This window comes from Tabrizicola sp. T46, assembly GCF_057219895.1.
Window position 1 is genome coordinate 1,276,552 of record NZ_JBXVVV010000001.1, and the last position, 14,603, is coordinate 1,291,154.

The 14,603-nt window shown below is 67.7% G+C and carries 13 protein-coding genes; 8 read left to right on the forward strand and 5 right to left on the reverse strand.

Going from position 1 to position 14,603, the window contains the following annotated elements; all coding sequences use genetic code 11:
- Positions 1 to 12 precede the first annotated feature (12 nt).
- Positions 13 to 165, reverse strand: coding sequence for a hypothetical protein (locus tag AC2D9V_RS06305; protein ID WP_484713175.1), 153 nt, complete (start codon positions 163 to 165; stop codon positions 13 to 15).
- Positions 166 to 204: 39 nt separating this feature from the next.
- Positions 205 to 411, reverse strand: a complete 207-nt coding sequence (locus AC2D9V_RS06310; RefSeq protein WP_484713176.1) for a DUF1127 domain-containing protein — start codon at positions 409 to 411, stop codon at positions 205 to 207.
- Positions 412 to 509: 98 nt separating this feature from the next.
- On the opposite strand from AC2D9V_RS06310, the gene AC2D9V_RS06315 reads away from it, so the two are divergent.
- Entirely contained in the window at positions 510 to 1,385 is an 876-nt protein-coding gene (locus tag AC2D9V_RS06315) for a LysR family transcriptional regulator (protein ID WP_484713177.1), read from the forward strand.
- A gap of 5 nt (positions 1,386 to 1,390) precedes the next feature.
- Here the strand turns inward: AC2D9V_RS06315 and AC2D9V_RS06320 are convergent, their stop codons facing one another.
- The 3 genes from AC2D9V_RS06320 to AC2D9V_RS06330 all read right to left on the reverse strand — a co-directional run bounded on the left by AC2D9V_RS06320 (position 1,391) and on the right by AC2D9V_RS06330 (position 2,985).
- The gene (locus AC2D9V_RS06320) at positions 1,391 to 1,705 is read right to left on the reverse strand and encodes an H-NS histone family protein (protein WP_484713178.1); all 315 of its coding nucleotides are present in this window, start codon (positions 1,703 to 1,705) and stop codon (positions 1,391 to 1,393) included.
- A 69-nt stretch (positions 1,706 to 1,774) separates the two neighbouring features.
- Positions 1,775 to 2,329 carry an ActR/PrrA/RegA family redox response regulator transcription factor gene (locus tag AC2D9V_RS06325; RefSeq protein WP_484713179.1) on the reverse strand — a complete coding sequence of 185 codons (555 nt, stop codon included), beginning with the start codon at positions 2,327 to 2,329 and terminating at the stop codon, positions 1,775 to 1,777.
- A gap of 29 nt (positions 2,330 to 2,358) precedes the next feature.
- Complete coding sequence (locus AC2D9V_RS06330) at positions 2,359 to 2,985, reverse strand: SCO family protein (protein ID WP_484713180.1); 627 nt, start codon at positions 2,983 to 2,985, stop codon at positions 2,359 to 2,361.
- A gap of 102 nt (positions 2,986 to 3,087) precedes the next feature.
- Between AC2D9V_RS06330 and regB the strand changes: the two genes are divergently transcribed.
- From regB to addA, 7 genes are all read left to right on the forward strand, one after another.
- On the forward strand, positions 3,088 to 4,476 hold the full coding sequence (regB, locus tag AC2D9V_RS06335; protein WP_484713181.1) for a sensor histidine kinase RegB: 1,389 nt from the start codon (positions 3,088 to 3,090) through the stop codon (positions 4,474 to 4,476).
- 96 nt (positions 4,477 to 4,572) lie between these two features.
- Positions 4,573 to 6,132 carry a PAS-domain containing protein gene (locus AC2D9V_RS06340; RefSeq protein WP_484713182.1) on the forward strand — a complete coding sequence of 520 codons (1,560 nt, stop codon included), beginning with the start codon at positions 4,573 to 4,575 and terminating at the stop codon, positions 6,130 to 6,132.
- Positions 6,133 to 6,212: 80 nt separating this feature from the next.
- On the forward strand, positions 6,213 to 6,686 hold the full coding sequence (gene tsaE / locus AC2D9V_RS06345; RefSeq protein ID WP_484713183.1) for a tRNA (adenosine(37)-N6)-threonylcarbamoyltransferase complex ATPase subunit type 1 TsaE: 474 nt from the start codon (positions 6,213 to 6,215) through the stop codon (positions 6,684 to 6,686).
- Positions 6,679 to 7,695, forward strand: coding sequence for an aminoglycoside phosphotransferase family protein (locus AC2D9V_RS06350; protein ID WP_484713184.1), 1,017 nt, complete (start codon positions 6,679 to 6,681; stop codon positions 7,693 to 7,695). The genes tsaE and AC2D9V_RS06350 overlap by 8 nt, the downstream gene beginning before the upstream one ends.
- Positions 7,695 to 8,372, forward strand: coding sequence for a nucleotidyltransferase family protein (locus AC2D9V_RS06355; protein ID WP_484713185.1), 678 nt, complete (start codon positions 7,695 to 7,697; stop codon positions 8,370 to 8,372). The genes AC2D9V_RS06350 and AC2D9V_RS06355 overlap by 1 nt, the downstream gene beginning before the upstream one ends.
- Positions 8,365 to 11,262 (forward strand): double-strand break repair protein AddB, encoded by a 2,898-nt coding sequence (gene addB / locus AC2D9V_RS06360; RefSeq protein ID WP_484713186.1) that lies wholly within the window; start codon positions 8,365 to 8,367, stop codon positions 11,260 to 11,262. Before AC2D9V_RS06355 ends, addB begins: the two co-directional genes overlap by 8 nt.
- Positions 11,259 to 14,582, forward strand: coding sequence for a double-strand break repair helicase AddA (gene addA / locus AC2D9V_RS06365; RefSeq protein WP_484713187.1), 3,324 nt, complete (start codon positions 11,259 to 11,261; stop codon positions 14,580 to 14,582). The genes addB and addA overlap by 4 nt, the downstream gene beginning before the upstream one ends.
- Positions 14,583 to 14,603: the final 21 nt, after the last annotated feature.

Below are 14,603 nucleotides of genomic sequence, written 5' to 3' on the forward strand. Positions count from 1 at the left end.
AGCCCCGCAAGATCAGCGGCCCTGGTTCCGCTGGCGGTCGGCAACCTTCAGGGCGTCAATGTCCTGAAACTCGCGCGCGTGACGGCGACGGTCATGATAGGCATCGTCCGGCAGCCGGCCCATGCGGGCGGCGATCAGCATTGCCTCGGCGAAGATGGAAAGCATTCTGGTGCTCCTTTGACTGAAGGGTGAAGGTCTGATGCGTCAGCGCCGGGCGGTCTGTCCGGCCAGCATTGCCGCTACATCGTCCCGGGTGAGGCCGATGTCTTTCAGCAGGTGGTCGTCCTCGCCGATCAGGCGGCGAAGGGCGATCCGGTCTGCCCGGCCTCTCCGAAACGCGCGGAGTCCGGTACCGGCCCGGTGCGCAAGCGCGGAAAGCGAACCACGCCCGGTGATCACGATATTCAACACTGGCTTGCTCCTTTCCTTGAGTTGATGGGCCATTACTGCCACAAAACAAACGAACACTCGACTCACTTCGCCTGTCCAATTATTAGCTCAGGTATCATATGCCGACCGAATGGCGCACACTTCCCCCGCTGACCGCACTGCGCGCTTTCGCCGCGACGGCCGAACTGCGCAGCTTTTCTCAGGCCGCACGGGTCCTGAACGTGACCCCGGCGGCGGTGGCCCAGCAGGTCCGGGCGCTGGAGGATCAGCTGGGCCGCGCGCTGGTGCAGCGGGACGGGCGCGGGGTCAGCCTGACCACGGATGGCGAACAGCTGGCCGAGGCGCTGATCGAAGGCTTCGCCACCCTGATCCGGGGGGTCGAGGCCCTGCGAGCGGGCGAGGCGGACCGCCCGGTGCGCGTGACCCTGACGGCCAGCTTTGCCGCGCAGTGGCTGATGCCCAGGCTCAAGGATTTCTGGGAGAAGCACCCGGACATCGGCCTGTCGCTGCACCCCGATGCGCGCGTCGTCGACATGCACCGGGAACGGATGGACCTTGGGATCCGCTACGGCAATGGCGACTGGCCCGGGGTGGAGGCGACCTATCTTGCCTCGGCCCGCCTGGTGATCGCAGCAGCACCGTCCCTTCTGGGCGACCGGACAGAGCTGACGCCCGACGAGATGCGCGAGATGGACTGGATCCTCCAGCGCAACTGGCCCGAACAGGACGCTTACCTGCGGCAGCTGGGGCTGGAACCCGAGACGTTAAGCCGCACCGATCTCAGCGGTGAGGAACTGGTCATCGCGGCGGCCCGGCAGGGGCTGGGTCTGGCGGTGGAAAGCCTGGCGCTGATCGAATCCGATGTGGAGGACGGCCGTCTGCGCGTGGTGCATGAAAGCCGGGAAAAGCTGCCAGCCTATTTCATCGTCACCCTGCCCGGGCCGCAGCGCGCCGCCGCCCGGGCCTTTCTGAAATGGCTGAAGACCGAGGCCTGAAGGCCCTAGATGGCCATCGACTCGGGCTTCTTGCCCTTGGCCAGCGCCTCCGAGAACCAGCGCGGCTTGCGTCCGCGGCCCGACCAGGTATCGGACTTGTTCGCCGGGTTGGCATATTTCGGCACCGCAGGCGACCGTTTGCGCATTGGTGCCGCACCCGTCAGTTCCGACAGCGAAAAACCCTTGGCCCGCGCGATTTCTTCCAATTCTGCAATGGCTTCGCGTTTGCGGCGTTCTTCATAGCCGGCAATTGCCTTGACTACCTGCGATTGCAGATCCTTCAGCTCTTTCAAGGAAAGAGTATTCAGGTCGATATTCATTATTGCCCCCCGATGCCGTCCTGAGTGGAACAGCATTAGGCCCCGAAGATTGAATTGGCAATTGCAATTCTATTTCGGACTGCGCTTGGCCAGAATTCTTTGCAGAGTCCGTCTGTGCATCGAAAGACGTCGTGCGGTTTCGCTGACATTCCGGTCGCACATCTCATATACGCGCTGGATATGCTCCCAGCGCACACGGTCAGCCGACATCGGGTTTTCCGGGGGCAATGGCATGACCTCACCCTTTGCCAGCAGGGCATTCGTGACATCATCGGCATCGGCAGGTTTCGAAAGATAATCGATTGCCCCGATCTTTACCGCTGCAACGGCCGTGGCAATTGCGCCGTAACCGGTAAGCACGACAATCCGGCAATCCGGACGGCGCTCGCGCAGGGTTTCGATCACGTCAAGTCCATTGCCGTCCTCAAGCCTTAGATCGACGACGGCATAGGCCGGCGGATTGGCCTGCGCCTTTGCCCGGCCCTCGGCCACGCTTTGCGCGGTATCGGGCACAAAGCCCCGCTTTTCCATCGCCTTGGCCAGGCGTTTCACAAAGGGTTCGTCATCATCGACCAGCAGCAGCGTGCGGTCCGGTCCCAGGTCGGCTCCCGTATCATTGGCCATTCTTCAAGTCCTGTCTTCCTCTGGTCTTCTCAGCCGGACGCGGCATCTGCCTCAAGGAAGCAGGCAACGCTGTCAGCCATCGCTTCGGAAGTAATCTCGCGCCGGAAGAAATCCACAAAGCCCGTGCCCGGAAGCATCAAGTAAGTGAAGGTCGAATGATCGACGAGGTAGAATTCGTCTTCCGAGTCCTGCTTGCGATAGAAGGTCCTGTAAGCCTGACTTGCCGCCCGGACCTGTTCGGCCGATCCGGTCAGCGCCACCAGGTCAGGGTGCATGTTCTCGGCGTAATCGGCCAGCACCTCGGGCGTATCGCGCTCGGGGTCGATCGAGATGAAGACCGGCGTCACCTCCACTCCGCGTTCGGTCAGAATGTCGACGGCCTCGACATTGCGGGCCATGTCAAAGGGGCAGATATCCGGGCAAAAGGTGTAACCGAAATAGACCAGCGCCGGTTTGGCAAGGACCTCGGCATCGGTCACCGTCTGCCCTGCAGTGTTGACAAGGGTGAAGGGACCGCCAATGTCGCCCCCCGCAACCTGCCCCTGGCGGCACTGCGCAAAGGCATCGTCGGGACGGTCACGCAGGGCTATCCACCCCATGACGCCAAGGCCGAGCACGGCCACCAGCGCGGCAAGTCCGGCATACAGCCTCGTCATCTAATCCCTCCACCACCCGGATATGCGATCTGGCCGCATTGATCCCAGAACCGCCAGTCCTTAACAATGCCCAAGGCGCCTTCAGGGACAATTGGTCACGACATGGTTACGGCAGGCAGCATGCTTCCCGAACGCGAGTCGCAAAGCGACTGGCTGCGCCTGCGCACGCTGATCCTGTTGCGCTGGATGGCAATCGCCGGACAGCTGGCCGCGATCGCCGTGGCCGACCGGGTCTACGGAATGCAGGTGCCCCTCGGCCTGTGCTACATGGCCGTCGGCGTCGCCATCGTCGCCAACATCTTCTCGGTCACGCTTTTTCCCGAGAACAAGCGGCTGAGCGAGAGCGAGGCATTCCTCACGCTCCTCTTCGACCTCACACAGCTTTCCTTCCTGATCATCCTGACCGGCGGGCTGACAAACCCGTTTGCCCTTCTTGTCCTCGTTCCTGTCACGATCTCGGCCAGCGCGCTGCGGCTGCGGTCGACGGTGCTTCTGGGGGCCGCGGCGATTTTCCTGATCTCGATTGCCGCTTTCTGGAACATGCCGCTCCGCTTTGCCGACGGCAGCGAGCTTTCGGTCCCCCGCATCTTCGAATTCGGCTTCTGGCTGTCGATCGTGATCGGGATCCTCTTCCTTGGCCTCTACTCGCGCCGTGTCGCCACCGAGATGCGCGCCATGTCGCGGGCGCTGCTGGCCACGCAGATGGCCCTCGCCCGGGAGCAGAAGCTGACCGACCTCGGCGGCGTGGTCGCCGCTGCGGCGCATGAACTGGGCACACCCCTTGCCACGATCAAGCTGGTCAGCGCCGAGCTGATGCAGGAACTGGAGGACCGGCCGGACCTTCTGGACGACGCAAAGCTGATCCGCGACCAGGCCGACCGCTGCCGCGACATCCTCCGCGACATGGGCCGGGCCGGAAAGGATGACCTCCACCTCCGCCAAGCCCCCCTTTCCGCCGCCCTGCGCGAGGCCGCCGAGCCCCACATGGCGCGCGGCAAGCGGGTGGAATTCATCCTTGGCCCGGTCGAGGGCAGCCCCGACCGCCAGCCGACGATCCTGCGCCGCCCCGAGATCATCCACGGCCTGCGCAACCTTGTTCAGAACGCCGTCGACTTCGCCCGCACCACCGTCTGGATCGAAGGGGAATGGACGGACCGGCGGCTGATCGTCCGCATTGTCGACGACGGCGAGGGCTTTCCCCCTAACTCGATCGGGCGGATCGGTGATCCCTTCATCCGCTTTCACCGCACAGAGCAGTCCGGCTCGACGCGGCCCGAGTACGAAAGCATGGGCCTTGGCCTTTTCATTGCGAAGACGCTCCTTGAACGCACGGGCGCTGAACTGACCTTTGCCAATGCGACCGATCCTTTCCTTGCCCCCGAGGACCGGCCCGAACGCTGCGGAGCCGTCGTCGAAGCCGTCTGGGATCTTGCCGATCTGGTAGCCGCTCCCGGCACGGCGCTGGGTCAGAACCGCAGGATCGAGACCTGACACCTGCTGCCCGGTTCCTTCCTTAACGCTTGATTAACGAGTTCGGACCTAGGGTTACCGGAATGTCAACGCTGGTGGCCCGCAGTGATTGCAACCTTGATCCCGGCTCTTGGACTGGTCCTTAGCGCCGCCCTGCTGGCGCTGACCTCACTGGCGCTGGTGGCGGCCTGGCAGCTGCGCCGACCCCAGCGTGCCGGCACCATTCTTGCCGAGGATCGGCCCGGCACGGCGTTTCTCTTTCACGGCGACCGCCTTCTGGATGCCACGGCAGAGGCGCTGGCGCTTCTGCCGGATGGCGAAAGGGGGCGGGCCTGGCCCCAGCTGCTTGGCAGGCTCGCGCCGATGTTCCCCGATTTGCCCGACGGTATCGCAGACCTTCCGGAAGGCAGCACCCTCAGCTTCGCGTCGGCCGCAGATATCCGCCCGCCCCTCGTCCTGCGCGGCGAAAGGATGAAGGGCCTGACCCGCCTGACGCTGGAACCCGCCCGCAGGTCCGCCGATGGCGAAGGCGGCGATGTCGCGGCGCATGCGGCCCTTCTTTTGGAACTCCAGACCCAGCGCGCCCTGCTTGCCCGCGCGCCGGTCCTGATGTGGAAGGAAGGGCCGGACAGCACGGTGATCTGGGCGAATCACGCCTACCTCATCCGCGCGGCCGAGCTTCTGCCCGATGGTGAAGACCTTTCCTGGCCGCTGCCGCACCTCTTCACCCTGCCGCCCGTCGCGGATCGCCGGCCCGGCCGCGTCAAGCTGGTCATGCGCGGGGGCGCCGAATGGTTCGACCTTTCCAGCGCGACCGTCGGGGACGAGGTGCTGAACTACGCCGTCGCCGCCAATTCCGCCGTCGCGGCGGAAACGGCGCTGCGCGAATTCATGCAGACGCTGACCAAGACCTTCGCCGATCTGCCCATTGGCCTCGCGATCTTCGACCGGTCCCGCGTGCTGCAACTCTTCAACCCCGCCCTGGCCGAGCTTACCGCCCTGCAGCCCGAGTTCCTGATCTCGCGCCCCACGCTCAGCGCGGTGCTCGACGCGATGCGCGCCAAGGCGATGATCCCGGAACCCAAGGACTACCGCAGCTGGCGCAAGCAGATCATGCGGGTGGAGGAAGAGGCCTCCTCCGGCCATTTCGAGGAAACCTGGAGCCTGCCGGGCGGCCAGACCTACCGCGTCATCGGCCGCCCGCATCCGAATGGCGCGCTTGCCTTCATGTTCGAGGATATCTCGACCGAGATGACCCGCACCCGGCGTTACCGGGCGGACCTCGAGCTGGGGCAATCGGTGATCGATGCGGTCGATGACGCGGTGGCGGTGTTTTCGCAGGCCGGGCAGCTTGTCATGTCGAACCGCGCCTATGCGCAGCTCTGGAACCACGACCCCGCGGTCCTTCTATCGGACGCCGGGATTGGCACGCTGGCCGCATGGTGGCGTGAACACTCTGCCCCCAGCCTTCTCTGGGATGATGCCATCGGCTACGTGACGGCCTTCGGTGACCGCACCCCGTGGGAGGGAGAGATCCGTCTGCTCGACGGTCGCATGGTGACCTGCCGTTTCCGGCCCCTGGCCGGTGGCGCGACGCTGATCACCTTCTCTCTCGCCGTGGTCAGGATACCCCCCTTGCGGCTGGAAAACCCGGTCAGGGACCGCCTGCGCGCCTGACGCCTCCATCGTCACGGAAAGATCCGACCTGGCATGCGTGACCCTTGCAGCGGCGGTCCGGGCCGGTAGACTCATCGGCGATGACCCAGCCCGACGCCCCAGCCGAAACGGTGATCCCCCTGCCGTCCGAGGCGGATACCACCCGGCTTGGTGCAAAGCTGGCAGAACTGGCCCGGCCGGGTGACTGCATCCTGCTGGAAGGTCCGATCGGCGCCGGCAAAAGCCACCTTGCCCGGTCCTTCATCCGTGCGCGGCTTGGCCGGATGGAAGAGGTGCCCTCGCCCACCTTCACCCTTGTCCAGGTCTATCCCGCGGACGGGGTCGAGATCTGGCATGCCGACCTCTACCGCCTGACCCACCCTGACGAGGTCTGGGAGCTTGGCCTCGATGACGCCTTCACCCAGGCGATCACTTTGGTGGAATGGCCAGACCGGCTGGGGGCGCACCTGCCCGATGGGGCCCTTCGCATCCGGCTGGAGCCCCTTGGCGACGGGCGGCGCGCGGTGCTTTCGGGCGGGCGGGACGGCCTTATCCAGGACCTTGCCGATGACTGACCGGCAAGACCACTTGACCCGCTTCCTCGCCGCCGCAGGCTGGGGCGCTGCCGAACGGCGGCATCTCGCGGGCGATGCCTCGGACCGGCGCTACGAACGCCTCCGCCTAGGCACGACGACGACAGTCCTGATGGACAACCCTCCCGGCGGGGCCGACGATCCGGCGGCCTTCGTCGCGATGGCACGACACCTCTGCCACCTCGGCCTCTCCGCGCCGGATATCCTTGCCGAAGACCTCGCCCACGGCTTCCTCCTCCTCGAAGACCTCGGCGATGACCTCTTCGCCCGCCTTCTCGCCACAGACCCGGCCCGAGAAGCCGGGCTTTACGCCGCCGCCACTGATTGCCTGCTCCACATTCAGGCCAGCCCCGCCCCGGCGGGCTTGCCGAACATTTCCGCAGCGGACTGGGCGGCTGCGGCGGGCTTTGCGCTCGACTGGTACGCCTTCGCCGCCACCGGCACCCGCCCTGACCCTGCCGAATTCCTGCACGCCATGACCAATGCCATGCGCGCCCATGCCGACGGGCCAAGGGTACTGATCCTGCGCGATTTCCATGCCGAGAACCTGCTCTGGCTGCCCGGACGCGTGGGGCTGGCACGGGTCGGCCTCCTTGACTTCCAGCTCGGCCAGATGGGCCAGCCCGGATACGACCTCGTGTCGCTGCTCCAGGACGCCCGCCGCGACGTCGCCCCCGAAACCGAAGCCGCGATGATCGCCCGCTTCGCTGCCGCAACCGGCCAGCCACCCGACGCCTTCGCCGCGCATTACGCCACCCTTGGTGCACAACGGGCGCTGCGGATCCTCGGCGTCTTTACCCGGCTCTGCCTTGTCGCGGGCAAGCCGGGTTACCTGCGCCTCATGCCCCGCGTCTGGGGCCAGCTGCAGCAGAACCTCGCGCATCCCGCACTGGCCGATCTGGCACGGGTGTGCAACGCTATCCTGCCACCGCCGACAGCGGACACTCTTCAGCGGATTGAACACCAGTGCCAGACTTCCCCTTCCCGCTGATGATCTTCGCCGCCGGCTTCGGCACGCGGATGGGGACGCTGACCGCCGACCGGCCGAAGCCCTTGATCCCGGTGGCGGGCAAGCCCCTGATCGACCACGCCCTTGACATCGCCAAAGGGGCCGGCGCGGGGCGGATCGTCGCCAATACCCACTACCGGGCCGACCAGATGGCCGCGCATCTGGCGGGCACCGGCGTCCGCATCAGCCACGAGACGCCCGAGATCCTCGAAACCGGCGGCGGCCTTCGGCACGCGCTCCCGCTTCTTGGCCCCGGTCCCGTCGCGATCCTGAACAGCGACGGGATCTGGACTGGCGCCAACCCCCTGGCCCAGCTTGCCGCCGCCTGGGACAGAAGCCGGATGGAAACCCTCCTTCTCCTCCTCCCCGCGGCGGACGCAGAAGGCCACGGCCCGAAAGGCGACTTCCGGCTGGAGGGCGGCCGAATCTCGCGCGGAGAGGGGGGTGAGGACCACGTCTACATCGGCGCCTCGATTATCGATCCCACCCGGCTTTCCGACATCGACGCCCGGGCCTTCTCGCTCAACCGGGTCTGGGACCGGATGATTGCCGCCGACACCGCCTTCGGCCTTGTCCACCGTGGCGGCTGGTGCGACGTCGGCCATCCGGACGGCATCCTCGCGGCGGAACGCCTGCTGGCAGAGGGCGAGCGTGACTGAGGCCCCGAACCTTTACGCCCTGCCGCCCGGCGCGGACTTTCCGGCCGAACTGGTCGCGGGCCTTCTGCAACGCCATCCCGGCCGGCCCGAAGACCTTGCCCGCGTCACGCTGATCCTCAACACCTCCCGGATGCGGACGCGGGTGAACGACTGCCTCACCGCCTCCGGCGCGCGGCTCCTGCCCCGGCTCCTCCTTGTCGAGGAGGTCGCCTCCGCGCTCTCGCCCCTGCCGCTCCCGCCGGTGGTGCCCCCCCTGCGCCTCCGCCTTCAGCTTTCGGTCCTTCTCGACAGCCTCCTTCGCACCGGCTCCACGCCTTTTCCCCGCTCCGCGCTTTACGACCTCGCCGAAAGCCTCGCCGCGCTTCTCGATGAGATGCAGGGCGAAGGCGTCAGCCCCGACCGGATCGCCGCCCTCGATGTCGGGAACCACTCGGCCCACTGGGCGCGGACGCAGGCGTTCCTCGGCATCGTCACCCGGCTGGACGGCGAAGGGATGGACACCGCCGCCCGCCAGAGAGAGGCGATCCTTGCCCTGGGCCGGGCTTGGGCGCTGACCCCACCCGCCCATCCGGTGATCGTCGCAGGCTCCACCGGGTCACGCGGCACGACCGCGCTTCTGATGCAGGCCGTGGCGCGTCTTCCCGGCTGCGCCGTCGTCCTGCCGGGGTTCGACTTCGACCTGCCGCCCTCGGTCTGGGACGGGATGGATGATCCCCTGACCGCCGAGGACCATCCCCAGTTCCGCTTCCGCCGGTTGATGGACCTTCTGGACTGCCCCCCCACCGCGATCCGGCCCTGGACCGCGGCCCCTGCTCCGGCCCCTGACCGCAACCGGCTGATCTCGCTTTCCCTTCGCCCCGCTCCGGTGACCGACCAGTGGCTGCAAGACGGCAAGCACCTCCCCGACCTGATCCCCGCCACCGAAGGCATGACCCTTCTCGAGGCGCCCAGTGAGCGGGTCGAGGCGCTGGCCATCGCCCTCATCCTGCGAGAGGCGGCGGAGACCGGCACCCGCGCGACCCTGATCACCCCGGACCGCAACCTTGCCCGCCGGGTGACCGCCTCGCTCGACCGCTGGGGCATCCGCCCCGACGATTCCGCCGGGCGGCCGCTTGCGCTGTCGCCCCCCGGACGGCTCCTCCGGCAGGTCGCCAGCCTGACCGGCCAGCGCCTCACGGTCGACGCCCTGCTGGCGATCCTGAAGCACCCCCTCGTCTTCTCCGGCGAAGGCGGGCCGCTGGGGCGTGGCGCGCACCTTATGCTGACGCGCGAGTTCGAGCTTCACGCCCGCCGCCACGGCCCGGTCTTTCCCACCGCCGAAAGCCTTGCCGCCTGGGCCGCAGGCTCGCGCCTGCCGGGGGCCGGGGACTGGGCCGCCATCCTTGCCGATGCCCTCTGCGGCCCGGTCGTCACCGCCCCCCAACCCCTGCAGCAAGCTGTTGCCCGGCACCTGCAAACCGTCGAGCGCCTTGCCCGGGGGTTCGCCCCCGACGGCACGGGCGAGCTTTGGCAGAAAGAGGCGGGCCGCAAGGCGAAGGAAGCGGTGGATGGCCTTGTGGCAGAGGCGGGCGCGGGAACCGACGTGCTCGCAATCGACTACGTAAACCTTCTGCGCACGGTCCTTGCCGGCGAGGTGCGCGAGACGGACTCCGTCCATCCCCTGATCGCGATCCAAGGGACGCTCGAGGCGCGGGTTCAGGGGGCGGAACTCGTGGTCCTTGGCGGCCTGAACGACGGAATCTGGCCAGCGGCGTCCAGCCCCGACCCCTGGCTGAACCGGGCGATGCGCAAGGCGGCGGGGCTCCTTCTGCCAGAACGCCAGATCGGCCTTTCGGCGCATGATTACCAGCAGGCCGTGGCCGCGCCCCGCGTCATCCTCTCCCGCGCCCTCCGCGGGGCCGAGGCCGAGGCTGTGCCCTCACGCTGGCTGAACCGTCTGGTGAACCTGATGGCGGGCCTGCCCGACCGGCAGGGGCCCGCCGCCCTGGCCGCGATGAAGGACCGGGGCGACCGCTGGCTGGCGATGGCCGCCGCTTTCGACACCCCGCCGGGCCTTGCGCAGCCCGAACCCCGCCCCTCGCCCCGCCCGCCGGTCGCCGCGCGTCCGAAACGGCTTTCGGTGACCGAGATCAAGACCCTGATCCGCGACCCCTACGCGATCTACGCCCGCCACGTCCTCCGCCTGAACCCGCTCGACCCCCTTCGCCCCGAGGCCGACCCCCGCCTGCGCGGCACCGTGCTGCACGACATCCTCGAACGCTTCGTCCGCCAAGGGGGCACCGCAACCGCAGACCTCCTTGCCATCGCCGACACGGTCCTTGCCGACCGCGTCGCTTGGCCCCTCGCGCGGGCGGTCTGGCGCGCAAGGATCGCCAAGGCGGCTGACGCCTTCATCGCCTTTTCCGCCGCAACCGGCGGTACGCCTGTCCTGATGGAACGGAAGGGCGCGGTAACCCTGCCGGGCCTCGACTTCACCCTTACGGGCAAGCCCGACCGGATCGACCGGCTGGAGGATGGGCGGCTCATGCTGATCGACTACAAGACCGGCAACCCGCCATCCAAGGACGAGCAAAAACATTTCGACAAGCAGCTTCTCCTCACCGCCGCCATGGCCGAAAACGGCGCTTTCGCTGACCTCGGACCGGCCGAGGTTGCGCGGCTTGTCTTCGTCGGCCTCAAGGCCGATCTGAAGATCGTCGACACCGTTCTACAGCCCGGCGACGTCGCCCAGGTCTGGGACGAGTTTGCCCGCCTGATTACGTCTTACGCCCAGCCCGCGCAGGGCTACACCGCCCGCCGCGCGCTGAAGTCCGAACGCGACGTCTCGGACTATGACCACCTCTCCCGCTTCGGCGAATGGGACATGACCACCACCGGGGGCGGGGCATGACCATCACCCCCGCCGCCCTTGCCCAGATCGCCGCCGCCGATCCTACCGCCAACACCTGGCTTGCGGCCAACGCGGGCTCGGGCAAGACCCGCGTCCTGACCGACCGCGTGGCGCGCCTGCTTCTTCAGGGGGTCGAGCCGCAGCGGGTCCTGTGCCTCACCTATACCAAGGCAGCGGCGTCCGAGATGCAGAACCGGCTTTTCCGGCGCCTCGGCGAATGGGCGATGAAGCCCGATGCCGCCCTGCGTGCCGCGCTTCTCGACCTTGGCGAGACCGAGCTTTCCGCCCCCCGCCTCGCCCGCGCCCGCCAGCTTTTCGCCCGGGCCATCGAAACGCCAGGGGGCCTCCGGATCCAGACGATCCACAGCTTCTGCGCCGCCCTTCTCCGCCGCTTCCCGCTTGAGGCTGGCGTCGCCCCGGGGTTCACCGAGATGGACGACCGCTCGGCCCGGCTCCTCCGCGCCGAAATCCTGGAAGAGATGGCCGATACCTTGGCCCCCGAAGCCGTCCGCGGCCTGACCGCCGTCCATAGCGGCGAGGATTTCACCCAGTTCGTCGACCAGATCACCCGCCACCGCACCAGCTTCGACCCACCGCTGGACGAAGGGGGCGTCTGGGCCTGCTTCGGCCTGCCGCCCGGTTTCGCGGCGGCCGACCTTCTGTCGGCGGTCTTCCTTGGCGACGAACCGGCATGGATGCCCACCCTCCTGGCCGGTCTGGCGACAGGCAAGTCCACCGACATCAGGGCCGCCGAACGCCTCCGCGTGCTGGACCTTGCCACGCCAACCCTGCCCACCCTTGCGACGCTTGAGGATATCTTCCTCTTCGGGGCCACCGCCGCCGCGCCCTTCGCCGCCAAGACCGGCAACTTCCCGACCAAGGACACCCGCCTGTCGCTCTCCCCGCTCATGGACCAACTCGACGCCCTGATGCTCCGCGTCGAAGCCGCCCGCCCGCAGCGCTGCGCCCTTCTGGCTGCCGAGAAGACGCTGGCCCTCCACCGCTTCGCCGCCGCCTTCCTGCCGATCTACGACGCCCGAAAGGCCGCGCGAGGCCAGCTTGACTTCGACGACCTCATCGGCCGCGCCCGGGCGCTTCTGACCGACCCCTCGCTTGCCGCCTGGGTGCTGTATCGGCTGGATGGAGGCATCGACCATATCCTTGTCGACGAGGCGCAGGACACCAGCCCCGACCAGTGGCGGCTGATCGAAAGCCTCGCCGCCGAACTGACCGCCGGCATCGGTGCCAGCCCGCGTGAGCGCACGCTCTTCGTCGTCGGCGACAAGAAGCAGTCGATCTATTCCTTCCAGGGTGCCGATGTCGCGGCCTTCGACCGGATGCAGGGCCATTTCTCGGCCCAACTCGCCGGCGGCAACCCCCTCGTGCCGCGGTCGCTGGAACATTCCTTCCGGTCCTCCTGGGCCATCCTGAACGTGGTCGACCACACCTTTCTCGGCCCGATCAACGCAGCCCTCGGCGGCGGGTCAAAGCACCTTGCCTTTCATGAAGGCTTGCCGGGGCGGGTCGATCTCTGGCCGGTGGTCGAAAAGGCCGAAGGCGAAGACCCCGGCCCCTGGTATCAGCCGGTGGATACGCCCCACCCCGAAGACCCGCAGGTCGTCCTCGCCGGCCGGATCGCGCGCTGGATCCGGGACACCGTCGCCGCTGGCGTGCAGATCCCGCAGGCGGGCAAGGACAAACCGCCCCAGCGCCCCGTCCACTACGGCGATTTCCTGATCCTCGTGCAGCGCCGCTCTGCCCTCTTTCACGAGATCATCCGCGCCTGCAAGGCAGAGGGCCTGCCCATCGCCGGGGCCGACCGCCTGAAGCTCGGGGGCGAACTCGCAGTAAAGGACCTCGCCGCCCTCCTCGCTTTCCTCGACACGCCCGAGGATGACCTGTCGCTGGCGGCAGTCCTCCGCTCGCCCCTCTGCGGCTGGTCCGAGGATGACCTCTTCGCCCTCGCCAACCCCCGCAAAGGCTACCTGTGGGAGGCGCTGCGCACCCATCCAGGCCACGAGGGCACCCGCGCCTTCCTGACCGACCTGCGCGACAACGCCGATTTCCTCCGCCCTTATGACCTCATCGAACGCGTGCTCACCCGCCATGACGGCCGCCGCAAGCTTCTCGACCGCCTGGGGCCTGAGGCAGAGGACGGGATCGACGAGCTTCTCGGCCAGGCCCTCGCCTATGAGGCCGCCGAGGTGCCCAGCCTGACCGGCTTTCTCGTCTGGATGCAGACCGACGATGTCGAGGTGAAGCGCCAGCTTGACGGCGAAGGAAGCCGGATCCGGGTGATGACCGTCCACGGCGCCAAGGGGCTCGAGGCCGAGATCGTCATCCTGCCCGACACTGCCGACCGCCGGCCGCAGGATAAGGACGAGCTTTACCGCCTGCCGGAAGGAACCGCCGTCTGGAAGGTGGCCAACGACGAAAGCCCCGCCATGATCGCCGCCGAACGCGCCGCCCGGCGGGAACGGGCCGCGGCAGAAAACCTGCGCCTCCTTTACGTTGCCATGACCCGCGCGCGCTCATGGCTGATCGCGGCGGCGGCGGGCAGCGTAAAGCAGGAAGACTGCTGGTACGCGCTCATCGCGGGTGGCGTGGAGGCGGCCTATGCGGTCGACGCGGGCGACGGCATCCGCCGGCACAGCTTTGGCGACTGGCCCATGCCGGCGACGCGACCGGAAGCGACCGTCAACCGTGCCGCGCTGCCAGACTGGCTGACGCGTCCGGCCCCGGTGCCGCTGCCCGCAACAAGGGCCCTCTCCCCCTCCGATCTCGGCGGCGCCAAGGCCCTGCCGGGCGAGACGGCGCTCGATTCCGAAACCGCCAAACGGCGCGGCACCCTCCTCCATCTCCTCCTCGAACGCCTGCCGCTCTTGCCCCGGCCCGATTGGCCCCTGCACGCCGCAGGCCTCGTCGGTGACCCTACGCTCGCCCCCGCCCTTCTGGATGAGGCGCAGGCGGTTCTAGACGATCCTTCGCTTGCCCCCCTCTTCGCCCCCGGCACACTGGCCGAGGTGGGCATCAGCGGTGACTGGAACGGGCTCCGTCTGACCGGCTCCATCGACCGGCTGGTCATCGGGGCCGACCATGTGCTGGTCGTGGACTACAAGTCGAACGCCCTTGTCCCCGCCACGGTGGCCGAGGTTCCCGATGGCATCCTCCGCCAGCTTGGCGCCTATGCCCATGTGCTGGGCCAGGTCTACCCGGACCACCGGATCGAAACCGCCGTCCTCTGGACCAGGGAACCCCGCCTCATGCCCATAGGTCCCGATATCGTGAGGACAGCCCTGGCCCGAACCACGATCCCTTGACGTTCCCTGCCCGGGTTCTTA